The following is a 22851-nucleotide window of genomic DNA, read 5'->3' on the forward strand; positions in this document are numbered from 1 at the left end:
CGCTACCGGGCCGCCGCCCCGCATGAGACGCCCGCGTATCCGTGTGAGCCGGGCGGGCATTGAGGAGCTCACCGGCTTCTTCCTAGGGTCGGGGCATGACGAATGAGAACACGCAGTCGATCTGGCTGGGCGATGTCGAAGTGATCCGCGTCCGCGAGTGGCAGGGCTTCTTCACCTCCGCCCACGAGTTGGTGCCGGACTCCGCACGGGTGTGGGAGGACAACGGGCACTGGCTGGCTCCGGACCACTGGGAGCCGGAGCAGGGCCAGGCGGTGATGGCCCTGCAGTCCTGGGTCCTGCGCAGTGCCGGACAGACCATCCTGATCGACACCGGGGTCGGCAACGGCCGCGAACGCCCCCACAGCCCCCATTTCCACCACTGGCAGACCGACTTCCTGGGCGCCCTGGCCGGCGTCGGAGTCCACCCGGAGGACGTCGACATCGTCGTCAACACCCACCTCCACGCCGATCACGTCGGCTGGAACACCCACGACGTGGGCGGAGAGTGGGCCCCGACCTTCCCCCACGCCCGCTACCTCATCCCCGCGGCGGACGACTTCCACTTCGGGCCCGGCAACTCCCGTGGAAAGGGACGGAACCCGGACGACGGCCTGGTCTACGAGGACAGCATCGCGCCGGTCCACCGGGCCGGACAGGCCCTGCTGTGGGACGGCACCCACCGCATCGACGAACACCTCACCCTGGAGCCGGCCCCCGGCCACACCCCCGGCTCATCCGTCCTGCGCCTGGAATCCCAAGGTGAACGGGCCGTGTTCGTCGGGGACCTCATGCACAGCCCGGTGCAGATCGTCCAGCCCTCCTGCAACAGCTGCTTCTGCCTGGACCCGGTACAGGCGGCGGCCAGCCGCCGGCGCGTCCTGCAACGGGCAGCGGACGAGAGGGAACTGGTCGTCCCCGCCCACTTCGCCGGTCCGGGCGCCCTGAACGTCCGCGCCACCGCCGACGCCTTCGCCCCCGCCGGCTGGGCCCCCTGGTCGGCTTCCCACGACACGGCCGCCCCGCAACACTCCTGACGCGACCGCCCCCGCCTAGGTCGTGGTGGTGGCGGCGGTGGCGAGGGCGGCTCTGTAGTCATCGGGGGCCGGGAGGTCGGTGAGGGTCCAGCCGGGCGGGTGCGTGGGAGTGGGGTGGGTGCCGACGTAGGGGTGGGCGAGGCCCTCAGCGAGGCCGGTGCCGGTGGCTTTGAGGACGGCTTCCTTACGGGCCCACAGGCGGGCGAGTGCGAGGGGGCGTTGTCCGATGGCGAGGGCGTTCAGCTCTGCGGTCTCCGCCGGGTGCAGGACGTTGATGACGTCGGCCACCGCCTGCGGGCTCGGGATCTCCTCGATGTCGACGCCGACGGGTTGTGCGGCAAGGGCGAGGTAGGCCATGTCGCCGCTGTGGGAGAGGGAGAAGTGGAGGGCGGCGCCGGCTACGGCGGGGCGGCCGTGTGGGGCGCCGCAGCACGGGCAGTCTTCCCGGATCAGGCGTACGTCCTGCGGGGCCAGCCCCAGGCAGCTGCCGAGGAGGACGCGCAGTCCGAGATGCGAGGCGAGGTAGCGGTGGCGGTCGGCTGGCCGGACCATGCCTGCGGCCCGGGCGCGTTCGTCCGCGTCGAGTACCGTGCCCGCCTCCTGGACGGGGCGTCCGCCGACGACGTCCGCCGTGGTCTTCCAGGACCACACGGACACACCCGCGCCCGTGGGCGGCGGCCCGGTCCGCGGTGTCCGGCTGCCGAGTTGGTTCACTTGCTCGATCACCTGACCGAGGGTAGTCCAGCCGGTCGGATCACGGTGTGCCCTACTGTTCTTCATGGCGCGGGCGGTGTGAGTACGGTCTGCATATGCACTTGAACGCATGGGAGCAGCAGCGAGGGCACGTGCTGCTGATAGCGGGTGATGTGGCTGTGCGGCGGCGCACGGTGCAGCTGGCGCCGAGCGCGAACCTTGCCGCCCTGGCGATGGTGCCCGCTTCCGCCTTGTTGGACAGCGGCCTTCCCAGTGACACGGTCTGTCTCGACGGGGCGCGTGATCCGAACACGGTGCTGACGCGGCTGCGTACGGCTGCCGCCACGCCGGGCCCCTTGCTGGTCTACCTTTCGGGCCGTCTCACGGTGGACCGTCGGGGCCGGCGTCTGCACCTTGCGCTGGCCGGTACGACCGCGGCCTCGGTGCGCTACACCTCGCTGCCGTGGGAGTGGCTGGGCAGCGAACTGCGGACCCGCCCTGCCGGGATGACGACGGTGCTCCTCGATCTGGCCGCGGACAAGGAGGCCTGGCCGCTGCTGCAGGAGTACGGCAGTCTGCCGGCCTCGCCCTCGGTGGAGGTGTACGGGGTGATCTGCCCGCCGGCATTCGCCCCGGCGGCGGGCGCCGCGGTGAGCGGATACACCCGGCACTGGATCGACCAGCTGCGCCGCGGCCCCGGCCGGCCCGGCAATGTCCAGCTGCATGCCCTGGCGGTTTCGGCCGCGGCGCTGCCCCCGGGGACCGTGGTCCTGCCGACCGCCCGCGAGCTCGGCATGCGTACGGGCCCACAGCAGGAGCCTCGCCACCCCCGGCAGTCCCATCCGTCCGAACCTCCCCAGCCGCCGCAGCACCCCGTCCCCGGCTCCGTCCCCGCCTCCCCCTCCGCGCCGATCGCCGGGCCGGACCCTGAGACGGGCGGGCCGGTTCCCGTCTCCGGTGGGGATCCGCGGCCTTACATCCATGCGCTGGCCACGGCAGGCCGTCACGTGGAGGCGGCGAGGCTCGCTCAGGCGTGGGAGGAGTACGTGCTGCAGGCCTGCGGGCACGCCTCCTCGGAGGCGACCGGGTGGGGGGAGATCCGTGCTGATCTGGCGCGGATGGCGGGTGACTTCCCGTTGGCCACCCGGCTGTGGATCGGCGCCGGCCAGGCCCGCCTGGCCCGTCAGGGTGCCGGCGCCCCGGAGGTGCACGCAGCGGCGGCCGGTGCCCTCCACTGCTGGGGTCAGGTCAGGGACCGGGCTCTGGCGCTGGACTCCGGGCCCGGGCTGGTCGCTCTCCTGGGTGCCTTGCCCTTGGCGGATCCCCGTCACCTGCTCCTTGCCGAGCAGCGGCTGCAGGCGCTGCGCACCGCCGACCGCCCCCGCGCCCTTCACGGGTAGTACCCGGGAACGACACGGTGGGGCGGCCGTCTCGCGGGCCGGGTGGCAGCCCCTGTCCGTCCATCCGGACGGTCAGGGGTGGCGGGTGTGCCGGAAGCGGCTGCGGTACTCGGTCGGGGTGGTGTTCAGTTTCCGGCGGAACGCGCGGATCAGGGTGTCGGGGGTGTTGAAGCCGCACGCCGAGGCCACCCGTTCCAGGGTGTCGTCGGTGGACTCGAGCTGGTTGCGGGCCACTTCGACGCGGGCCGATTCGATGTAGGCGGCCGGGGTCATGCCCAGTTCGGTCTTGAAGATGCGGGTGAGCTGCCGTTCGCTGACATGGGCGTGTTCGGCGAGATCGGTGACGGAGAGCCGGCCGGTGATGTTGCCGGTGATGTAGTGCCGGAGGTCGTCCATGCGCCGCGTCGTGGAGACGGGCTCGATCGGAACGCTGAACTGGCTCTGCCCGCTGGGACGCTTGAGGTACATCACCAACTGCCTTGCGACGCGCAGGGCGACCGCCTCGCCGAAGTCCTCGGCGACCAGTGCCAGCGACAGGTCCAGGCACGCGGTGATCCCCGCCCCCGTCCACACGTCCTGGTCGCGGATGAAGATGGGGTCGGCGTCGACCTCGACCGCCGGGTGGTCGGCGGCGAGCTGCTGCGCGGTCGACCAGTGGGTCGTGGCGCGCTTGCCGTCCAGGAGCCCGGCGGCCGCCAGCAGATGCGCCCCCACGCACACCGACGCGATGCGCCGGGACCTGCCCGCCAGCTCCTTCACCCAGTGCACCACGGCCGGATCGGTGACGGCATGGACGCGGTCGAGGCCGTCGACCTCGACCGAGCCGGGAACCATCAGGGTGTCGATGCTGCGCGCGGCCGCGTCGGCGAAGGTGAGGTCGGGCAGGATCCGTACCCCGGCGGAGGTGGTGACCGCCTCCATCGTCTCGGCGGCCAGCACGACGTGATAGCCCTGCGCGCTGCCGGTCTCCCGCCGCAGCAGGGCGAACACCTCCGGGGGACCGGTGACGTCGAGCAGGTCGACGCCGTCGAAGAGGAGCACGACGATCAACCGGTTCAGGCTGCTCACAGCGATATCCGTCCATTCGGAGGGGCGGGGCGAAGGCGGGGGAGCGGCTGCCGCCCCCCGGGGCCGGGGGCACAGGAACACATCGGTGTCCGTATCTGCAAGTTACCTGACATTGCCGCCATGCGGGTGCGGTTCGTAGCGTTGGCGGTGCGCCACCACGCGTGGCCCCCCGACCCCTTCCGATACGTGATGCGAAAAGGTGCAGCATGCCTGTGACGACCCTGCGCGAACTCAACGGCTTCGACCAGAGCCCGGCCTCCCTCGCCGGCGCGACCGTGGTCCTGATCGACTACCAGAACACCTACACCCGCGGCGTGATGGAGCTCGAGGGCTGGCAGGAGGCACTGGACGCCGCCGCCGCACTGCTGGCCCGGGCCCGCCAGGCGGGCGCAACCGTCGTCCACGTCGTCAACGACGGCGGCGAGGGCACCCCCTACGACATCCGCGCCGAGATCGGCCGGATCCACCCCGGCGTGGCACCCGCCGACGGCGAGGAGACCGTCGTGAAGACCACCCCCGACGCCTTCCACGAGACGAACCTGGGCGAGGTGGTGGACAAGGCCGGCAACACCGACCTCGTCATCGCCGGATTCATGACCCACATGTGCGTGCAGTACACGGCAGCCGGCGCGTTCCTGCGCGGCAACCGGCCGACCGTGGTCGCGGACGCCTGCGCCACCCGCCCCCTGCGGGCTGCCGGCGTCGAAGTGTCGGCCGCCCGGCTCCACGACGGCGCGCTCGCCACCGTCGAGGACCTGTGGGGCGTGGTCGTGCCGACCGCCGCGGCGCTGGGCTGAGCTGCGACGGAGCCGGAGGGGCCGTCCGCCGGCGCGGTCAGGACACCGGACCGGCCGGAGGGGCCGCCCGCCCGTGCGGTCAGTCGCCCGTACCGGCCCGGTCCTGCCCGCACCGCGGGTCGCGCTGCCCGCTCAACTGCCCGAACAGCCTGTTGTCCAGACACTGCGTCAGGTAGGGCACACCCTCGGTGTCACCCGACCCGCGCGCACTGCCGAGCATCCGCGCGGCGAGGCTGCGGTGCGTGGACTTCCACCTCTGGTGCCGCTCCTCCAGCCGGCTCAGCGCGGTGTGGAAGAGGTTCCAGTCCGTCCAGCTGAAACGGGCCCTGCGGCGGAGGTCGAGGTACGCACGCGCGACCGTGTCATGGCCCGCGTCGTGCGCCTCGGCCCGTACGGCCGGAACACTCGTGAACGCCGCCGACCCCAGACGCTCGGCGGGCGGAAGGCCGCACAGGATCTCGAACCGCTTGTACTGCTCGGACTGAATCGCGCTCGCGCCCTGAGTGAACTCCCGGAATCCGGAGAAGTGCTCCGGCCGCATCGTCGCGACCAGCCGGAACAGCGCCGAGGCCCGCTCGAACGAGGCGGCCGCCCGGTCCACACAGGTGGCCGCCGGTTCCAGGCAGCCGTCGCGCAACGCCGCGATCGCAGCCCGCATGTCCTGCGCGATCGCCGTGAACACCATCTCGTGGGCCTGGAGGACGCGCATGAAGAAGTACTCGTCGTGCAGCACGTACACGGGCTGCACCGTCACGTCGAACCAGCGCCCCGCATCCGTCGCAGCGGGCCGGGGGAGCAGGTCGGCCGTCTGCCGGGTCAGGTCCTCGGCGTCCGGTCCGTCGACGTCCAGCCCCTCGTGGTCCTGCGCCACGAACCGCAGGGCGTGACGCAGCCGCTTGCGCAAGGTCGCCGCCCCGGGCCGGTCCCGGTCGGCGTCCGCCGGTTCCTGCGGCGCGGACGCGGTCTGCATCTCGTAGCGCGCCACGTCGGATATGAGCCAGGTCGCCACCCGGTTCGGCCCCGGCGCATGCCCGGGCTCGTCCATGATGAGCTCCAGCAGCGGCAGGGAAAGATACGTCCGGTTCCAGTAACGGTCCTCGTGCTTGTCGAGCAGGCAGTCGAGAAAAGCCCGGAGAAGGGGCCGGCGGTCCGTGGCGTGCCGGCCCCGGATCTCACTCAGCCGAGACAGGAATGGCTGCGGCAGAAAGTGCTTCCCAGCCCGCCTCACCTCCTCCGTGATCGCACGGGCCAGGTGAATCCCGTCCAGATCACCGTCCACGTGGCCGGCGGCCGCCCACCGCTCCACTTCCTCGAAGGTCAATGCGCACGGCCCGACGCGAGGCTGATCTGCACACTGCTGTGCACGGCATTCGGAATTCATCACCCATCGTCTCCTCGCTCTGGCGGGCCTCACACGCTCCGGGCGAGGCAGGAGATTTCAGTAGGCGTGAGGGAAAGCCCTCGCGTCATGTCTCGCATATTCGTGTCTTGACACATGGCGACGGCTGGGCATGCAGTCCCCGGCCCGGGGGGGTGCCACCGTCCCGGACGAAAACCCGCCGCACCGCCCTTGTCACCTCCGACCTGCGAGTACGCGATGGACGCAGCGGCTCCGGACGGCGTATCGTCCCCCGACGCTCCCAATCTGGTGAGCGACGTCTCTCAACTCCGTACCCGTGGGGGGTCCCTCGTCATGTCCGCAACCAGCCGGTTGAAGCCACGCCCGTCCCTGCCGGCCCGGACACCGCAGGCGCCGCGGCTCCTGTCGGCCGCCGTGGTGGTGCTGCTGGCCGCGGTCATCCTGACCGACCTGTTCTCCCTGTACGCCGGGACGCGGGCCTACTACCTGCTCGACTGGGAAGGCGGCTTCGCCTACGCCTCCATGGAGGACTGGGACGCCGCCGACACCCTGTACCGGCGTGCCGCGATGTTCCAGGGCCAGGCCGTCATCGTCTGCGGCATCGTGTTCATCGCCTGGTTCCACCGGATGTACCGCAGTGCGGTGGCGCTCGCACCGGACCGCCTGCGCATCGGAACCGGATGGGCGATCGGAGCCTGGCTGTTCCCGGTGGTCAACCTCTGGAGGCCGTTCCGGATCGCCCTGGACATGTGGGGCGTCTGCGTACCGGCCCAGGCCCAGGCCCCGGGGCAGCCGGCCAGGGCGGCGTTCTGGCCGGTGGGCCTGTGGTGGGGGCTGTTCACCGTCTCGGGAGCGTTCAACCAGTACACCGGGTGGATGTACGGCCGCGCCGAGGCGTTTCCGGACCTGCGGGAGGCCACGGTGCTGCTGCTCGCGGCCGACGTCCTGGACATCGTCGCGGCCGCGGCCGCGATCCACTTCGCCGTCCGCCTGACGTCGATGCTCCGGCGCCGCACCTCCTGAGGCGCCGCCTGCCGCCCGGTGCGGGCCGACCCCCGCCCGGAGCCGGTCCCTGAGCCCGCTGCCCGGAGCCGGCCCCTGAGCCCGTCGCCGGGCGCGGTCGACCGGCCGGCGGAGGTCAGGGCCGTCGGCCCGGTTCCCGCCCGGCACCCTCGGGGGCCCGCATCGACAGCGGGGCGATCCTGCCGAGCAGCACGAGCCGGTGGCGTACGGCCATGACGACCACCGCCGTCGCGAGGATGACCACCCCGCCCAGCTGCAGGATCGCGTCGTAGGCCTCCTCGGGCGGGCGCTCCGGAGTCATCGCCGAGATAGCAGCCGCCGTGCCGGCCAGGGCGATCGCACCCAGCGTGACCAGGAACGTCAGCAGCACCCCCGATGCCTCCCCGGCCCTGGCCGGCGCGACGACCTGCTGCGTCGCCACGCTGGAGAACGTCCAGCCCAGCCCCAGACCCAGGCCGCACCACGCGAACACCGGCACGTACAGCCACCAGGCGCCGACCTGCGCCAGTGCGTACATCCCCGTGCCCGCGACGGCCCCCGCGAGCGCCATCACCGCGGTCGGCCGCATGTACCGGGCCAGCCGCGCCCCGAGCGGCCCGCTGAGGGCCACCAGCAGGGCCGGGGCAAGGAAGACCGTCCCGGCCAGGAGCGGCGAGAGCCCGCGTACGCCCTGGAGGTAGAGCGTGGAGAGGAAGACGGTGACGCCGTAGCCCATGTTCGAGAGCGAGCCCATCCCGGTCACCAGGACGTACGGGACGTTGCGGAACAGCCGCAGATCGATCAGCGGATGCCGGGCCAGCCGCTCACGCACCACGAACAGCGCGCCGGCCGCCACCGCCACCGCGAAGAAACCGAGGGTACGGGCACTCGTCCAGCCCCAGGCGTCCCCGCGCTCCACCGCCAGGGTGAGGGCGGCCAGCGCGCACACGACCAGCGCGCAGCCCAGGAGGTCCAGCTCGCGCGGCGCCGACGTGTCGCGCGAATCCGGTACGTACACGAGAGCGACGAGCAGCGAGAGAAGACTCAGCGGCGCCATCAGCCAGAAGATCCACCGCCAGCCCGGCCCCTCGGTGAACCCGCCGCCCACGAAGGGCCCGAGCGCGGTTCCGATGTTGGCGATGCCGAACACGGCGCCCAGGGCCCTGGCGCGGCTCTCCTCGGGAAACGTGTTGGTGATCACGGACACCGACACCGGGAAGACGAACGCCGCGCCCACCCCCTGCGCGATCCGGGCCGCCACCAGCCAGCCCAGGCCGGGAGCCAGCGCGCAGCCCACGGAACCGGCCGTGAACAGGGCGGTCCCGGCCAGCAGGGTGCCCCGCCGTCCGAAGACGTCCCCTACCCGGCCGCCGATGATGAAGAAGCAGCCGATGGCGAGCATGTACGCGGACAGGGTCCACTGCGCGGCCGACACCGTGACGCCGAGCTCCGCCGCGATTCCGGGAAGGGCGAGGTTGAGGGCGAAGAAGTCGAGCTGGATGCAGAACAGCGCGACGGCGACGGCAACGAAGGCCCCCGTCCTCCGTGCGGCCGCCGAGGACTCAGCGCGCATGAGGGCGTTCCTCTCAGCCGACACCGCCAGGACACCGCCGATGCCCGCACGCATGCCCACGTCCCATTGTGGAACGCCCCGCCACACCCCGCAGTCCGGCCGCGGCCACCGAGGGCCCGCCGCCCGGCGCGCGCCCGGCCTTGCGGCCGAGGGCCTGCGGTCGAGGGGGAAGCCGCCGCCATCGGCCAGGAGACGGGGCCGGGCGCCGGCGGGGGAGCGCCACAGGGCACAATCCTGCACTGTGACGATCACCGCGCGTGAACTCAACCGGGCAACTTTGGGCCGCCAGTTGCTGCTGAACCGCGAGCCGCTGACCGTACCCGAAGGGGTGCGGCGCGTGGTCGCCCTCCAGGCACAGCACCCGGCCTCGCCCTACCTCGCCCTGTGGAACCGGCTCGCCGCTTTCACCCCGGCCGACCTCGACGCGGCCTTCACCGGGCGGTCGGTGGTCAAGGCGACCCTGATGCGGATCACCCTGCACGCCGTGCACGCCGAGGACTACCCGGTCTTCCGCACGGCGATGGAGCCCACGCTGTACGCCTCCCGCCTCGGCGCCCGCTTCGCCGTCGCCGGGCTGACCCCCGCCGACGCCGGAGAACTGCTGCCGGATCTGCTGGCCTTCGCCCGACGGCCGCGGACCTCGGCCGAGATGCAGGCATGGACCGGGGAGCGGCTCGGCGCCGGGCAGAGGGACGGGGCGTGGTGGGGGCTGAAGGCGTACGCGCCCCTGCACCACGCACCGACGGATGCGCCGTGGTCCTTCGGCCTCCGCCCCTCCTTCGTCGCGGCCGGAACCGGAACCGTGCCCGTTGCCCTGCCCGTTCCCGCGGACCGGGCAGCGGAGACCGAAGCGCTGCAGGTCCTGATCCTGCGCTATCTGGCGGGATTCGGACCCGCATCGGTCGCGGACGTGGCGCAGTTCGCCCTGGTGAAGCGGACGGACGTGCGCGCGGCACTCCGCGCCCTGGACGCTGTGGTCGAGCAGCTCCGGGGACCGGACGGCGGCACCCTCTTCGACCTCCCGGGCGCCCTGCGGCCACCCGCCGAAACCCCCGCCCCTCCCCGGCTCATGGCCATGTGGGACAGCATCCTGCTGGCCTACGCCGACCGCAGCCGCGTGATACCCCCGGCCTACCGCCCCCTGGTGATCCGCCGCAACGGCGACGTACTGCCCACCCTGCTGGTGGACGGCCACGTCGCCGGCGTGTGGCGACCGCTGCAGGGCGGCATCGAGGCCACGGCCTTCCATCCCCTGCCAGCCGCGGCCTGGGACGGGCTCGCCGCAGAAGCCCACTCCCTGACGGCCCTCCTCGACGACCGCGAGAGGGCGGTCTACAGCCGCTACCACCACTGGTGGGCCAAACTCCCCGACACCGACGTACGAATGCTCTGACCGGCGACCTCGCCGCCCCCGCCCCGAGGCACGGCGGGAGGCTGCCCACCAGGGGGCGGACAGGCCCCTGCTTGAATGACCGGATGGATCTCGCCACGTTCCGGGCCCTGCTGACCGACGAGGGCCAGACCCTGCTGGCCGCCCTCCAGGACACCGGCCCCGCCGAGGAGCCCGCGACGCCGGCCGGCCTGCGCCGGGCCCATCCTGCCGAGCTGCTGGCGGCGGCCCGGGAACAGGTACGGCTGCGGCGGCTCGCCGCGGCGAAGTTCGGCAGGCACGCGCCCCACCTGTACTTCACCCCGGACAGCGTGGCGCTGTCGTCCCACCTGGCCGTGTCCGACTACAAACTGGACCGCGTCCTGGACGAGCTCGGTGTCGTGATGATCGACGCGATGAGTCTCGGCAGTGGTGCGGACGCCCACGTACTGGGCTGGTCGCACGCCACCAGCGCGGTCGACGGGGACCGGCTGACCGTCGAGGTCGCCGCGGCGAACCGGACCGGGATGGACGAGCCGATGCTCGACCTGACCTGCGCGGACGTCACCACGTTCGACAGCCAGGGCGAGGCCGTCTTCATCGACCTGATGCGGCACGCCGGCCCGGACGGGGACCACGACCCCGAGCGGTACGACCCGCCGCTGTCCTGGGCACTGGAGCGGCTGCACACGACCGGGGCGGGCTGAATCAGGCTGGCACCGGGTGTTCCCGACCAGGCCGTGCCCGACCTCGGCCGGGCCCACGAGGCCGAGTGGATCTCCCACGACGGGCACATCCAGGAGGCGGTCTTGTGGTTCGGCCTCGACGGAATGCGCACCTCCTGGCCCACCACGGTACGAAAAGCCACCCTGCTGCCCGCCCGCGCGTCCCTCACCGGACGCGGCCTGCCGCATCCGGCAGTGCGCCCGGTCGGCCGCTACCTCTACGCACCGGACCCCGCCGTCATCCATGCCCGTCTCCTCGCCGAGCTCTCCGAGGACCTCGCCGCCAGCCTCGTGGACGAGGCCGGCACGCTCCTGACCTCCGACGGACTGCGCCCCACCCCCTTCGCAACCGCGTACGAGGTCACGGAGGTACTGCCGTTCGACAGCGCCGGGCTGCAGGCAGCGCTGCGCGGGCGCACGATCGGACGGGTGACGGTGGCGGTGGTTCATGGCCTGCAGATCGAAGCGGACGCGTTCCACCACGACCTCACTCCCCAGGACCCCCGGGCGGCAACGGTGTTCATCACCGGGCCCGCATCCCGCCCCGCCATGCTGATCACCGACCCCGCCCCTGCCGCGCACACGCCCTGAACGGCAGACGAGGCGCGGGCACCGTCCCGGCGGTGTTCCTAGGGCACGGTCGCGGCGGCTCCGGAGTACTTCCTGATGAGCTCGTAGGAGTGGAGGCGGTCACGGAGGTCGTAGACGGGCGTGGTCAGCATCAGCTCGTCCGCCCCCGTCTCACCGGCCAGTTGCGCCAGCCGGTTCACGACGCTCTCCGGCGTCCCGACGGCCTGCTGCGCACGGAAGCCCGCCAGCGCCTGCCGCTCCTCGGCCGTGAACGGGTGGGTGGCGGCCTGCTCGGGCGTGGGGAAGGGTGTTTCGCTCAGTCCCTTGAGGAGCCCCGCTTTGATGACGTTCATCGGCCCTGCCCGCCAGACGGCTTCCTCTTCGGTCTCGGCGCACACCGCCTCGACACACAGCAGCACGCGGGGCCGCTCGCACCACCGCGAGGGGGTGAACTGGGTCCGGTAACACTCCAGTGCGGCACGGGTGTTGTCCGGCCGGATGTGGTGGGCGAGCGCGACGGGCAGGCCGAGGGCGGCGGCGAGGGCGGCTCCTGCGGGGCTGGAGGCCAGCAGCCATGGCTCGGGCAGCGGTCCGAGTGCCACCTCGTCGACCAGGAACGAGAGGATCGCCGTGATGTCGTCGCGGTACTCGGCATCGGTCGCCGGCCCGGCTCCGCGGCGCAGTGCCCGTGCGGTGGCCTCGTCGAAGGTGCCGGGACCGCGGCCGATGCCCAGGTCGATGCGGTCCTCGTGCAGGGCGGCCAGCGTTCCGAACTGCTCTGCCACGGTGAGGGGCGCGTGATTGGGGGCCAGCACGCCGCCCGACCCGAGCCGGATGGTCGAGGTCGAAGCGGCAGCGTGGGCTGTCAGCACCACGGGCGGGAACGCGCCGATCGCGGGGGAGTGGTGGTGTTCCGCGTACCAGATCCGGTGGTAGCCCAGCCGTTCCACCCCCTGCGCGAAGGCCGCGGTGTCCCGCAGGGTCTCCAGGGCGCGGGTGCCCGTCTGGACCATCGCGACTTCCAGTGCTGAAACAGGTATGTCGAGCATGCCGCCAGCATAGGGATCACGCGCGCGGTCGCGGGCGGCGATGATCCCTTTCCCGCCACGGCGACGTCTCGGGACGCGTGACACCTGATCCCGACGGGTGACGCCGTCCTGGAAGACGCCGCAGCTGTACGGGATATGCGTTGTCCCTCCATGCCTCCGAGCACGGTTCGCGTGCCCGCGGCCCGCACCGCGCTAGCATCGGGTCCCATGATCGTATGGCTCAACGGCACCCACGGCGCAGGCAAGACGACGACCAGTGCACTCGTGCAGCCACTGATCCCGGATTCACGGGTGTTCGATGCCGAGAAGGTCGGCGAGACGCTCATGGACATCACGCCCGGGCTGCCCGGGACGGACAACTTCCAGCACTGGCCGCCGTGGCGGCCGCTCGTCGTCGAGACCGCCCGCCGCGTACTCGACTACACCGGCGGCACCCTGGTGATGCCCATGACGGTCCTGGTCGAGCAGTACTGGCGCGAGATCAGCACCGGCCTCGCCCGATACGCCATCCCCGTACGGCACTTCGTCCTCCACGCCGACCAGGACACCCTCCGCGGGCGCATCGAGGGGGACACTCTGCTCGGCCCCTCCCCATTCCGTCTCCAATACCTCGAGCCCTACGCCGAGGCGGCCCGCACCTGGCTGCACCGCGAGGCCGAGGTCGTCGACACCACGCACCTCACACCGGCCCAGGCAGCCCTGCGGATCGCAGAGGCCGTCAGGAGTTGAGGTGATCCTCTGCGCGGGCGCACAAGCGCGAGCCAGGCTTCGTCGAACGGCGCCTGCTATTGGGGCGCAGGGCCTTCAGACGACCGGTTCGCCGATGCCCAGCAGGTTGCCCTCGCTGTCACGGAACCAGGCGCCGCGCTCGCCCCTGGCTCCCTTGCTCGGGTAGTTCCCGTCGATCTCGGCGATCGAGTCCTTCGTCTTGAATCCCGGCACGTCGACGTCTTCGAACACCACACCGAGCCGCTTGAGCTCCGCGACCACACGGGTGAGGTCGTCGACCTCGAACGCCATCTGCGTGAACGTGCCGGGCGAGGATCCCGTAGACCGGAACAGCACGAACTCCGTGCCCCCACACCGGTACAGGAGGCCGCCGGGCCGCTCGTCGACAGGCTCCAGACCGAGCCGCTCGGCGTAGAAACGCCGGGCCCGTTCCAGATCCTGGGCGGGAAGCCGGGTCGCCACGCGCGCCCGGGCCAGAAGGTCGCCGCTCACGTTCACGTCCCCAGTGTGCCCGTGCCGGCCACAGACGGGCCGTCGACGCGCACCACCGAATGTGCTCGGCGGTCGTCTGCGGACGGAACCGACCGGATTCGAACCGGCGTCCTCGCGGTTTTGGAGACCGCGCGCGTCGACCTCTGCGCTACGGCTCCGCCCGCCCGGCATCCTAAGCCACCCCGACCCGACTTGACCCGCCCTGATGCCACCCTCTCCACCCTGGCCCGGTGCGCACGGGAGCCGGCCGGTGCGGTGCCCGCCCGGCCCCCGTTGTCACACGACACCCACCGCACGCACCCTGCGAACGCCCTCTCCGCACGTGCTCAGCGCAGCGCGGGGATCACATCGCGCGTCTCGTCGACCTCGACGCCCGCGGTGCGGCGGCCGAGCGTCCCCGCCGGCGTCTCGTCCGCGCAGACGGTGCCCCGCGCGGGCAGTGCCAGCGTGGCCAGGTAGTCCGTGACCAGGGCGCTGACGCACGCGCTCCGGTTGTACGCGGTGTGTCCTTCAGCGGCGAAGGTCAGCAGCCGCCCGTTGTCCAGCGTCCCTGCCAGGGCCACGGCGTCCTGGTAGGGGGTGTCCGGGTCCCCGGTCGTGCCGAGGACCAGGATCGGGGCGGAACCCGCCGCCCGGTAGGAGCCCTCGAAGCGGCTCGGGCGTTCCGCCGGCCACTGGGCGCAGGTCGGCGCATGGTTGTGGTCGTAGGTGGGCGGCCCGAGCCCGATGGCGGGTCCCAGCAGCGGCGCCGAGGCGACATGGGCACCGACCAGCGCGCCCAGGAGCAGCCGGCTGGTCGGATAGACGCGGTCGGCGCACTCGACGGCCATGTTGACGTTGAGGAAGTCGAACGACGCGGGGGAGGGCGGGTTCAGCAGGAACGTGGCCTGGCGCGCCTGCGCCGCCCGCAGGGCCTGCCCGAGCTCGGGCCAGATCTCCTTGCCCGCGTTGATGTTGAACATCAGCCGGTACGCGAGCGTGTACCCGGTGGCCGGGCGCCCGCTCGCCGTGATGACCGGGTCCCTGTCCAGTGCCCGCTTGAGCTGCTCGAAGGCCTCCCGCGGCCGGCCCTCACCGAATCCGCAGGTGGTCGCGTTCTGCGCGCACCAGTCCAGGAACCGGCCGACCGCCGCGTCCAGGGCGACGAACTGCGGGCCGTCGTAGGCGTACGGCACGTCCGCGTAGCGCCGCGGGTCATAGGCCCCGTCCAGGACCATGGCGCGTACCCGGCGGGGGAACTGCGCGGCGTAGACGGTGCCGACGTAGCTGCCGAAGGAGCGGCCGTAGAAGGAGAGCGTCTCCTCGCCGAGGGCTTGGCGCAGCAGGTCGATGTCCTTGGCGTTCGAGCCCGTGCCGATGAACGGTACGAGGTCCCCCGAGCGTTGCCGGCAGGCGTTGGCGAAGTCGGCGCCCTGCCGGATGGCGCCCTGCAGGGCCCCCGGACCGGGCACCCCGCGCGCGGCGTCGACGGCGGCGGAGTACTCCTGATCGTTCCAGCACTCCACCTGCCCGCTGCGCGCCACGCCCCGCATGTCGTACCCGACGACGTCGAAGGAGTCCCGCAGGGAGGCGGGGAGCGCGGCGTAGCTGTTACGGGCGAAGTCCACACCGGAGTTGCCGGGTCCGCCGGGGTGCAGCAGCAGGACACCGGCACGGCGGGCCGGGTCGGCCGCGACCCGCCGGGTGACGGCGATCGGGATCGTACGCCCGGCGGGTTGGCGGTAGTCCAGCGGCACCGGGGCGGTCGCGCACTCGAATCCGTCTACCGGGCCGGCACAGGGCTCCCACGACAGAACGGGCACGGGCGGGGGCGGGGTGGCGAGGCCGGTCGCCGTCGCGGCCCCGGGCGAGACCCCCAGGAGCGCGGCGACCGTGATCAGGACGAGGGATATCCCCCACACCACTGGCTTGCGGGGGCCATGGGCTAAGCGGGTCTGCATGCGGCGATCCTCCGTCATGGGCGTTGCGCAACGGGCGACAACGTAGCCGCCGGCCGCCGGCCTGTCGTCCCACCAGGAGTTGATTCCTGCCTACCACCAGGGGTGGCGTCCGGCTGTCACCAGGGTGGTACGTGGCGGCGCCGGCGGGCGGGCAACGCCGCGCCGGGTAACGGTGAACCGGCCATTCCCGTAGCCCGCTCAACCATCCGCCGATCCTTCGCGGTCTTGCTGTGCGAGCGGACCTCACCGCAGACGGAGAGCAGCCAGAGGTCAGCCGAGGGCAGCCGAGAGCAGTCAGAGGGCAGCCAGAATGCAGCACAGATCAGCTGAGGAGCACGGCATGACGACGTTACGCAAGACCGCACGGGCGGCCGGCGCGGCGGGCCTGGCGGCCGCCGCGCTGGCGGTGACCGCCTTCACCGTCCCCGCCATGGCGGCCCCCGCCGGGGCGTCCTCGGACACCGCCCCCGCAAGGCCGGGGCACGAGGCGACCCAGCGCGCGATGGACGCGGAGGTGAAGCGGGGCACCCCCGGCATCACGGCCCAGGCACGCGATACCAACGGCGTCTGGAAATCGACGTCGGGTGTCGGCAACCTGACCACCGGCGCACCGCGCGGCACGAACGACCGGTTCCGGGCGGGCAGCATCACCAAGACGTTCGTGGCGACCGTCCTGCTCCAGATGGAGGCCGAGGGCACGCTCGATCTCGACGACACCGTGGAGCACCATCTCCCCGGCCTGGTACGCGGCAACGGCAATGACGGCGGCAAGATCACCGTACGCCATCTCCTCAACCACACCTCCGGCCTCTTCGACTACCTGGCCGATGAGGAGTACGTCGACACGTACATGCGTGGCCAGGGCTACCTCGACCACCGCTACGACACCTTGCCGCCCAGGAAGCACGTCAAGGTGGCGCTCTCCCACGCGCCGCTGTTCGAACCCGGCGAGCAGCTCTCGTACTCCAACACCAACTACATCCTGGCCGGGCTGATCATCGAGAGGGCGGGCGGACGGACGTACGAGGCCGAGGTCCGCGACCGCATCATCAAACCGCTGGGGCTGAAGGCCACCTCCAACCCGGGCAACAGCATCCACATTCCCCGCCCCAGCAGCCGCAGTTACTCCAAGCTGTTCGCATCGGCACCCGAACGGATCGACGACGTCACCGAGATGAACGGGTCACAGGGCTGGGCCGACGGCGACATCATCTCCACCACCGGCGACCTGAACCGCTTCTACAGCGCCCTGCTGCGCGGAGAACTCCTCCCGCCGCAGCAGCTCAAGGCCATGAAGACCACCCGGTCGATGCCCGAGACCCCCGACCTGTCCTACGGGCTCGGCCTGACGCGGTTCCGCACCAGCTGCGGCACCACACTGTGGGGTCACGGAGGGGCCATGGTGGGGTCGAACTCCCTGGCCGTCACCACCGAGGACGGCCGCCACCAGCTCGCCCTCAACCGCAACGGGGACTGGAACGCGGGATCGCTGAGGGAGATCATGGAGGCCGAGTTCTGCCCGGCGCCACCGCCCTCGGACTGAGCCGCAGGCATTCGCGTCCGCCCCGCACGAGCACACCGGCGCGGCGGGCGCGTCCACCTGCCCAGCATCCAGACGTAACCCCACCCACGATCCAGGACACCGACTGAGGACCCGGACCCAGGCTCCCAGGTTCCGCCATCGGGGACATCGCCGGACAGCGCCCTCTCCGGGATACTGACGCAATGTCACACACGCTGCCCGCCGTGCCCCCCGAACCCGTGACGCCCGACCCGCCCCACCACACGGACCGCCCGCTGCTCACCCAGTCCTGGCTCGACCTCACTTTCCTGCACTGGGCAGCCGACCCCGCCGACATTGCCCCACTGCTGCCGGCCGGCACCGTGCCGGACACCCTGGACGGGCTCACCTATGTCGGCCTCGTTGCGTTCCGGATGCACCGGATCGGATGGTTCCGCCTGCCCGGCATCCCCTACCTGGGCTCCTTCCCGGAGACCAATGTCCGCCTCTATTCGGTGGATGCCCACGGCCGTCGTGGTGTGGTCTTCCGCTCCCTCGACGCTTCCCGCCTGGTTCCGGTTGTTGTGGGGCGGGCGGTGTTCCGCCTCCCGTACGTGTGGTCGCGGATGGCGGTCCGCCAGGACGGCCCCATCCTCACCTACACCGGCACCCGGCGATGGCCTGGACCGCGGGGCGCGCACAGCACGATCACGGTACGGCCCGGCGAACGCATCGAGGAGCCGACCGAACTTGAACACTTCCTGACGGCTCGTTGGGGTATGCACAGCGACTTCTTCGGTCGGTCGCTGTTTCTGCCGAACACTCACCGGCGGTGGCCGTTGCATCGCGCTGAACTCCTCGTCTGTGAGGAGAGTTTGGTGGCTGCGGCGGGCCTGCCTGTGCCGGCCGGCCCGCCGGTGAGTGTGTTGTATTCGCCTGGAGTGCGCGTGCGTTTTGCCCGCCCGGCTCCTGCTTCCCGGGGGTGGTTGGGCTAGGAGCCGGCTCGGGGGTGGTCGGCCGGGGGTGTGCGGGGGCTGATTGTGTCGGGGTGGTGTGGTTGGGCCGACCGGGGTGGGCTGGTGCGCGTGGGTGGGTTTAGGGGTGTTTGGTGGGTGTAGCGGGGGTGTAGTAGACGGATCGCCCTTGCTTGGTGCGTTCGATGAGGCCGCGGGCGACGCCTTGTTCGAGGGTGTTGCGGATGACGGCTGGTTGGGCTTTGCGTTGGGGGTGGGTGGTGTTGATGGTGTCGGTGACTTCGGCGGCGGATTTGGGTTCGGTTTGGCCGGTGAGGGTGGCGGTGATGAGGTCGAGCCAGGAGGGGTTGCTGGTTTCCTTCTTGGTCTCCTTCTTCGGCGTGCTGGCGCTGGCGCTGGCGCTGGTGCTGGTGGTCTTGGGGGCGCGGGGGGTTTTCACTTCAGCGGCGGCAGCGGCAGCAGGCTGAGTGGGGTCGGCAGGCCGAGTGGCGGTGGCGGGGGCGGCCGGAGGGGTGGGGGCTGTAGCGGACGTGGCGGTGGTTTTGGTTTTGGGTGTCTTCGTGTTGCGTGGGGCTGGTAGTGCGGTGCGCTTCGTGGCGTGTTCGGTGGTCGGTGCTGTGGCGTGCTTGGCGGGCGGTGCGGGTGCGGGTGTGGGGATGTTGAGGGCTTCTTGCATTTTGAGGAGGACTTTTGCGCTTTCCTCGAGTTGTTCGAGTTGGTGTTGGAGGCGTTGGAGTTCGTCTCGTGTTTGTTGTTGTGCGGTGTGGTTGATGGTGAGGTCGTTGGCGATTTGTTGTGCGTAGTCGTCTTTGATGTTGGTCGTGTGGGTGGGTGTGTTCATGGGTTCTCGGGTTTCTGTTGTGTAGGGCTGCGTGTGAGGTGATGGTACGCACTTGTGTGTGCTGGTGAGTGGGTATCGGCTATCCGTCATCCTTGAAGGTGTTGTTCCGCGGGCGATGTCACCAGTGTCGTCGGTGTCGCTGCTGTCAGTGGTGTTGGTGGTGTGGTGGTGTGTGGGTTGTGCCGTCAACTCTCCTTTGGGCGGGGGTCGTAATGGTTGCTGGTCAGGCGTGAGTGTGGAGGAGGGTGTGCAGGTAGTTTTCCAGGCGGTCTGTGAGTAGGGCTGGTGTGAGGTCGTTCCTGCCAAGTTTTCGCCAGGGCTCGGCGACTTTTTGTGCGTGGGGTGCGAAGGCGAGTGCGTCGAGTAGGCGCCAGTAGAGGTGGTCAGCCGGGTTGTTGGTGAGTGTTCCGCCGGCTGCGGTGTAGTGGTGGGCGAGTTGCATGGCGGTGGGTGTTCCGTGGAGCAGGGCGAGGGTGGTGGAGCAGTGGGCGATGTCGAGGTCGGCGGGTCCCCAGGAGGTTTCGACCCAGTCCACGACTCCGGTGATGGCGAGGGTGGTTCCTTGCTGGGTGAACAGGACGTTGCCGGGGTGGAAGTCGCGGTGTAGGAGGCAGGGCCGGTAGGCGGGGGGTGGCCGGCGGATCGCGTCCACGGCGCGTTGCCACACCTGCGGCCGGTTCGGGTTTTCGGGGAGTTGTACTCGTTCGGGGCTTGTCCATGCCTGGTAGGTGCGTGGCCGGGATGTGTGGGGAACGGGAGTTGAGTGGATGGCGTGGAGTTGGCGGGCGAGGAGTTCGGTCTTCAGGTCGATGTCGTGTTCGTCGAGCCTGAGGCTGCCCGGCAGCATCGACATCAGCAGTGAGGGGTGGTCGCATGTCCGGGCCGATGCGTCGACGGCGTGGAGGCGGGGGGCCGGCACGCCCGTGTCGGCGAGGAGTTGGAGGGTGTCGGCTTCCCTGGTCAGCAGTTGCGGGGCGTGTTTGACGTAGAAGGGTTTGACGAACGAGCGGAGCACCAGGGAGTACGAATCACCGCCCCCGCCCCCGCCGTCACCGTCGCTCTTGTTGATGAGGAGGCGGCGCATCTGTGAGGTCCATCCGCCGTGCAGTGTTTCCACGCGGTGGATCCGGTGCCCGGGAGGGAGGTTTTTCTCCACCCACGCGCGGGTGTTGGACCATTCCGGGTCGTCGGCATCGGTCTCGACAGCCGTGACGTTTCCGCTTTTGCCCTCGTTCTCGATCATGGTGGCAGCCTAGCGATCGCGAGGATGCAGCCCAGGGCAATCCGGCCAAAGGAGCCCGTCCGGCAATTCCGCCCGGGACGGGCGCGGTATCTGGCGCTCTGGTGTCAGCCTCTCACCACGCCAGCGGCAGGCACACGAAGAACTCCAGCAGGTTCGGACAGAAGTAGTCGCGTTCTTCACCGAGCGCCTCGGTCCCGCGCCGGACACGGTGGCTGCCCAGCGGCTGGTGGAGGAGGCAAAGGGGTGGAGTCCGCAGCTGGTCCGGGTGCTGGCCGCGCACCTGGCCGACCATCCGGACGCCCTGACCAGCCCGCCGGCAAACGCCCCTGCCCCGCTCGTTCGTTTACTCGATCTCCTCCACGCAGCCTGCCACGGTCGCCTGGTGACCAAGCTGGCGTGCGTTGTATGCGGGCGTACCGACCCCCTGCCGCTGGAGACTACGGAGCAGGGCCGCTGTTGCGGCTGGTGATACGCCCGCACTTGCTTCCGGCAGTGTGGCCGCTGCGGGCATGTGGATCAGATCGTCGACCACGGCAGTCAGTGAATGCGGTCCAGGGTGTTGCTGGTGGATGTCAGGAGTTGCGTGGGGTTACCAGGCCGGATTCGTAGGCGAGGATCACGAGCTGGGCGCGGTCGCGGGCGTGGAGCTTGGTCATGGCCCGGTTGACGTGGGTTTTCGCGGTCAGCGGGCTGATCACCATGCGGTCCGCGATCTCGTCGTTGGACACGCCCTGTGCGACCAGTACGACGGCTTCACGTTCGCGGCTGGTCAGTTCTTCCAGGGCCGGCCCCGTGGTGCTGGGGAGCGGCTGGCTGACGTACCGGTTGATGAGCTTGCGGGTAATCGAGGGCGCGAGCAGGGCGTCGCCGCGCGCGGCGACGCGTACGGCGTGCAGGAAGTCCTCCGGCTCGATGTCCTTGACGAGGAATCCGGCGGCGCCCGCGGACAGGGCGTTGAAGACGTATTCGTCCAGGCCGTAGTTGGTGAGGATGACGACGTGGACGCCTGTCAGTGCCGGATCGGCTGCGATGCGCCGGGTCGTCTCGATGCCGTCGAGGACCGGCATCTGGATGTCGATGAGTGCGATGTCGGGCAGGTGCTCTCTGGCTAGCTCCAGGCCCTGCCGCCCGTTGGCGGCTTCGGCCACGACCTCGATGTCGTCTTCGAGGTCGAGGAACGCGCGGAATCCGCTGCGGATGAGCGGCTGGTCGTCGACCAGCAGGACACGGATCACGAGGCACGCTCCACGGGGAGTTCGGCCCGGACGGTGAAGCCGCCCTCGTCACGCGGTGCTGCCCGAAGGCGACCGCCGAGGGCGGTGACACGTTCGCGCATCCCGAGCAGTCCGATGCCGGGCACGGGGGCGGTTTCCGGCGTGGCCTTGCCGTTGTCGTCGACCTGGAGGGCGACGGTGTCCGGGCGGTAGTCGATGCGGACCGATGCCGTGGTGGCGTCCGCGTGACGGGCGATGTTGGTGAGGGACTCCTGGACGATCCGGTAGAGCGTGCGGCCCACCGCGGCCGGCACGTCGTGCTGCCGACCTTGTCCTTGGATCGTCAGTGTTGCCCGGACACCGGTCTTGCCTGCCCGTTCCACCAGTTCGGGGATGTGGTCGAGTCCGTGGGGTGGGGTGGTGTCGTCGTCGCGCAGGGCCTCCAGGGTGGCGCGGAGCTCCCGGGACGCCTCCCGGCCGGCCTCCCGGATGGCCAGCAGGGCCTCCGGGACCTCTTCGCCGCGCTTGCGGGCCACATGGACGGCGGCTTCGGACTGCACCTTGATGACCGAGATCTGGTGCGTGAGCGAATCGTGCAGCTCTCGCGCAATGTGCAGCCGCTCCTCGTCAGCGCGGCGCCGTGCGGTCTCCTCCCTGGTGCGTTCGGCTTCGTCGGCCCGCCGCTCGGCCTGCCGGAGCGCTTCACCGGCGGCGCCTGCGGCGATCAGCCAGGCGATCTGGAGTGCGCCCCGGGCCTGCGCGAATGCCTCGCCGGTGTCGTGCAAGCCCGAGGCCAGGGCCGCGACGGGCAGCGCGGCCAGCACGGCCACGCTCACCGCCACCGTGACGATGCGGTGTCCCGCCCGCATGGCCGCGTACACCGCGAAGAGGAACGCGACGGCAGCCACATCGAACCCTGCCGCCTGGTACCCCACCGCGCAGAGCCCGGTGACGGCGAGGACGGCAACCGGAGCCCGGCGGCCCGCGGCCAGCGCCAGGCCGCCGACTGTCAACAGCACGTAGCCGAGCAGGCCGAGGCCGGTGGCGGAGTGTTGCCCGGACAGCCCGGTGACCAGCAGCGCAGCCGCCACACCGACGGCGATGAGCCAGTCCCTGACACCGGCCCGAACGCGGAACCGTCGATTACTCATGCGCGCACCGTAGCTGGAGGCTGCCGCGGGCGAATCCCGCCCGCGGACGAGCGGCCGACTACCACGCACGCAGTAGATCCGCAGGACCTGCCGCGTCCGTGGTAGCGCGAAGTGCCTGCGCCTGCC

Annotated in this window: 22 protein-coding genes and 1 tRNA gene; 10 read left to right on the top strand and 13 right to left on the bottom strand. The window is 71.0% G+C overall.

Annotated features, from left to right (window positions below; all coding sequences use genetic code 11):
- Positions 1-95 precede the first annotated feature (95 nt).
- On the top strand, positions 96-1034 hold the full coding sequence (locus OG472_RS42540; protein WP_405943106.1) for an MBL fold metallo-hydrolase: 939 nt from the start codon (positions 96-98) through the stop codon (positions 1032-1034).
- Between the two features lie 15 nt (positions 1035-1049).
- Here the strand turns inward: OG472_RS42540 and OG472_RS42545 are convergent, their stop codons facing one another.
- Positions 1050-1760, bottom strand: a complete 711-nt coding sequence (locus OG472_RS42545) for a 4'-phosphopantetheinyl transferase family protein (RefSeq protein WP_401611454.1) — start codon at positions 1758-1760, stop codon at positions 1050-1052.
- An 83-nt stretch (positions 1761-1843) separates the two neighbouring features.
- On the opposite strand from OG472_RS42545, the gene OG472_RS42550 reads away from it, so the two are divergent.
- On the top strand, positions 1844-3127 hold the full coding sequence (locus OG472_RS42550; RefSeq protein WP_405943107.1) for a hypothetical protein: 1284 nt from the start codon (positions 1844-1846) through the stop codon (positions 3125-3127).
- A 72-nt stretch (positions 3128-3199) separates the two neighbouring features.
- Here the strand turns inward: OG472_RS42550 and OG472_RS42555 are convergent, their stop codons facing one another.
- Positions 3200-4195, bottom strand: coding sequence for a GlxA family transcriptional regulator (locus OG472_RS42555; protein ID WP_405943108.1), 996 nt, complete (start codon positions 4193-4195; stop codon positions 3200-3202).
- Positions 4196-4401: 206 nt separating this feature from the next.
- Between OG472_RS42555 and OG472_RS42560 the strand changes: the two genes are divergently transcribed.
- Positions 4402-4992 (top strand): isochorismatase family protein, encoded by a 591-nt coding sequence (locus OG472_RS42560; protein WP_405943109.1) that lies wholly within the window; start codon positions 4402-4404, stop codon positions 4990-4992.
- A gap of 79 nt (positions 4993-5071) precedes the next feature.
- Here OG472_RS42560 and OG472_RS42565 read toward each other — a convergent pair whose 3' ends face one another.
- A complete protein-coding gene (locus tag OG472_RS42565; protein WP_405943110.1) occupies positions 5072-6313 on the bottom strand; it encodes a tryptophan 2,3-dioxygenase family protein in 1242 nt (413 codons plus the stop codon).
- Between the two features lie 372 nt (positions 6314-6685).
- Between OG472_RS42565 and OG472_RS42570 the strand changes: the two genes are divergently transcribed.
- Complete coding sequence (locus OG472_RS42570; protein ID WP_405943111.1) at positions 6686-7375, top strand: DUF4328 domain-containing protein; 690 nt, start codon at positions 6686-6688, stop codon at positions 7373-7375.
- A gap of 115 nt (positions 7376-7490) precedes the next feature.
- On the opposite strand, the gene OG472_RS42575 is transcribed toward OG472_RS42570, so the two are convergent.
- Positions 7491-8981, bottom strand: coding sequence for an MFS transporter (locus tag OG472_RS42575; RefSeq protein WP_405943112.1), 1491 nt, complete (start codon positions 8979-8981; stop codon positions 7491-7493).
- A gap of 187 nt (positions 8982-9168) precedes the next feature.
- Here OG472_RS42575 and OG472_RS42580 point away from each other — a divergent pair, with 187 nt between their 5' ends.
- From OG472_RS42580 to OG472_RS42590, 3 genes are all read left to right on the top strand, one after another.
- Positions 9169-10320 (top strand): winged helix DNA-binding domain-containing protein, encoded by a 1152-nt coding sequence (locus OG472_RS42580; RefSeq protein ID WP_405943113.1) that lies wholly within the window; start codon positions 9169-9171, stop codon positions 10318-10320.
- Positions 10321-10403: 83 nt separating this feature from the next.
- Entirely contained in the window at positions 10404-11003 is a 600-nt protein-coding gene (locus OG472_RS42585) for a hypothetical protein (protein WP_405943114.1), read from the top strand.
- A gap of 33 nt (positions 11004-11036) precedes the next feature.
- Complete coding sequence (locus OG472_RS42590) at positions 11037-11612, top strand: THUMP-like domain-containing protein (RefSeq protein WP_405943115.1); 576 nt, start codon at positions 11037-11039, stop codon at positions 11610-11612.
- A gap of 38 nt (positions 11613-11650) precedes the next feature.
- Here the strand turns inward: OG472_RS42590 and OG472_RS42595 are convergent, their stop codons facing one another.
- A complete protein-coding gene (locus tag OG472_RS42595) occupies positions 11651-12640 on the bottom strand; it encodes an MsnO8 family LLM class oxidoreductase (protein WP_405943116.1) in 990 nt (329 codons plus the stop codon).
- Positions 12641-12847: 207 nt separating this feature from the next.
- Here OG472_RS42595 and OG472_RS42600 point away from each other — a divergent pair, with 207 nt between their 5' ends.
- Positions 12848-13369 (top strand): ATP-binding protein, encoded by a 522-nt coding sequence (locus OG472_RS42600; protein ID WP_401611439.1) that lies wholly within the window; start codon positions 12848-12850, stop codon positions 13367-13369.
- 75 nt (positions 13370-13444) lie between these two features.
- Here the strand turns inward: OG472_RS42600 and OG472_RS42605 are convergent, their stop codons facing one another.
- The 3 genes from OG472_RS42605 to OG472_RS42615 form a co-directional block, all read right to left on the bottom strand.
- The gene (locus OG472_RS42605) at positions 13445-13867 is read right to left on the bottom strand and encodes a VOC family protein (RefSeq protein WP_405834698.1); all 423 of its coding nucleotides are present in this window, start codon (positions 13865-13867) and stop codon (positions 13445-13447) included.
- 77 nt (positions 13868-13944) lie between these two features.
- Positions 13945-14019, bottom strand: a tRNA-Trp gene (locus tag OG472_RS42610).
- Between the two features lie 168 nt (positions 14020-14187).
- Entirely contained in the window at positions 14188-15801 is a 1614-nt protein-coding gene (locus OG472_RS42615; protein WP_405943117.1) for an alpha/beta hydrolase, read from the bottom strand.
- Positions 15802-16141: 340 nt separating this feature from the next.
- On the opposite strand from OG472_RS42615, the gene OG472_RS42620 reads away from it, so the two are divergent.
- Both OG472_RS42620 and OG472_RS42625 read left to right on the top strand, forming a co-directional pair.
- Positions 16142-17344: a serine hydrolase domain-containing protein gene (locus tag OG472_RS42620; RefSeq protein ID WP_405943118.1), complete on the top strand. Its 1203-nt coding sequence runs from the start codon at positions 16142-16144 to the stop codon at positions 17342-17344.
- A 182-nt stretch (positions 17345-17526) separates the two neighbouring features.
- On the top strand, positions 17527-18297 hold the full coding sequence (locus OG472_RS42625; RefSeq protein ID WP_401611435.1) for a YqjF family protein: 771 nt from the start codon (positions 17527-17529) through the stop codon (positions 18295-18297).
- Between the two features lie 100 nt (positions 18298-18397).
- Here OG472_RS42625 and OG472_RS42630 read toward each other — a convergent pair whose 3' ends face one another.
- The 5 genes from OG472_RS42630 to OG472_RS42650 all read right to left on the bottom strand — a co-directional run bounded on the left by OG472_RS42630 (position 18398) and on the right by OG472_RS42650 (position 22725).
- The gene (locus OG472_RS42630) at positions 18398-19117 is read right to left on the bottom strand and encodes a hypothetical protein (protein WP_405943119.1); all 720 of its coding nucleotides are present in this window, start codon (positions 19115-19117) and stop codon (positions 18398-18400) included.
- 223 nt (positions 19118-19340) lie between these two features.
- On the bottom strand, positions 19341-20360 hold the full coding sequence (locus OG472_RS42635) for a phosphotransferase family protein (RefSeq protein ID WP_401611432.1): 1020 nt from the start codon (positions 20358-20360) through the stop codon (positions 19341-19343).
- Between the two features lie 112 nt (positions 20361-20472).
- Entirely contained in the window at positions 20473-20652 is a 180-nt protein-coding gene (locus OG472_RS42640) for a hypothetical protein (protein WP_405943120.1), read from the bottom strand.
- 280 nt (positions 20653-20932) lie between these two features.
- A complete protein-coding gene (locus OG472_RS42645) occupies positions 20933-21595 on the bottom strand; it encodes a response regulator (protein WP_405943121.1) in 663 nt (220 codons plus the stop codon).
- Positions 21592-22725 carry a sensor histidine kinase gene (locus tag OG472_RS42650; RefSeq protein ID WP_401611428.1) on the bottom strand — a complete coding sequence of 378 codons (1134 nt, stop codon included), beginning with the start codon at positions 22723-22725 and terminating at the stop codon, positions 21592-21594. The genes OG472_RS42645 and OG472_RS42650 overlap by 4 nt, the downstream gene beginning before the upstream one ends.
- Positions 22726-22851 lie beyond the last annotated feature (126 nt).

Origin of the sequence: Streptomyces sp. NBC_00207, assembly GCF_045160965.1 — a bacterium.
Lineage (GTDB): Bacteria > Actinomycetota > Actinomycetes > Streptomycetales > Streptomycetaceae > Streptomyces.

Bases quoted from the DNA above. Each gene is read 5' to 3' on its own strand.
- OG472_RS42650 (WP_401611428.1), bottom strand. From the start codon at position 22,725: ATGAGTAATCGACGGTTCCGCGTTCGGGCCGGTGTCAGGGACTGGCTC.
- OG472_RS42615 (WP_405943117.1), bottom strand. From the start codon at position 15,801: ATGCAGACCCGCTTAGCCCATGGCCCCCGCAAGCCAGTGGTGTGGGGG.
- OG472_RS42550 (WP_405943107.1), top strand. From the start codon at position 1,844: ATGCACTTGAACGCATGGGAGCAGCAGCGAGGGCACGTGCTGCTGATA.
- OG472_RS42570 (WP_405943111.1), top strand. From the start codon at position 6,686: ATGTCCGCAACCAGCCGGTTGAAGCCACGCCCGTCCCTGCCGGCCCGG.
- OG472_RS42560 (WP_405943109.1), top strand. From the start codon at position 4,402: ATGCCTGTGACGACCCTGCGCGAACTCAACGGCTTCGACCAGAGCCCG.
- OG472_RS42625 (WP_401611435.1), top strand. From the start codon at position 17,527: ATGTCACACACGCTGCCCGCCGTGCCCCCCGAACCCGTGACGCCCGAC.
- OG472_RS42540 (WP_405943106.1), top strand. From the start codon at position 96: ATGACGAATGAGAACACGCAGTCGATCTGGCTGGGCGATGTCGAAGTG.
- OG472_RS42585 (WP_405943114.1), top strand. From the start codon at position 10,404: ATGGATCTCGCCACGTTCCGGGCCCTGCTGACCGACGAGGGCCAGACC.
- OG472_RS42595 (WP_405943116.1), bottom strand. From the start codon at position 12,640: ATGCTCGACATACCTGTTTCAGCACTGGAAGTCGCGATGGTCCAGACG.
- OG472_RS42640 (WP_405943120.1), bottom strand. From the start codon at position 20,652: ATGGTCGGCCAGGTGCGCGGCCAGCACCCGGACCAGCTGCGGACTCCA.
- OG472_RS42600 (WP_401611439.1), top strand. From the start codon at position 12,848: ATGATCGTATGGCTCAACGGCACCCACGGCGCAGGCAAGACGACGACC.
- OG472_RS42635 (WP_401611432.1), bottom strand. From the start codon at position 20,360: ATGATCGAGAACGAGGGCAAAAGCGGAAACGTCACGGCTGTCGAGACC.
- OG472_RS42575 (WP_405943112.1), bottom strand. From the start codon at position 8,981: ATGCGTGCGGGCATCGGCGGTGTCCTGGCGGTGTCGGCTGAGAGGAAC.
- OG472_RS42620 (WP_405943118.1), top strand. From the start codon at position 16,142: ATGACGACGTTACGCAAGACCGCACGGGCGGCCGGCGCGGCGGGCCTG.
- OG472_RS42630 (WP_405943119.1), bottom strand. From the start codon at position 19,117: ATGAACACACCCACCCACACGACCAACATCAAAGACGACTACGCACAA.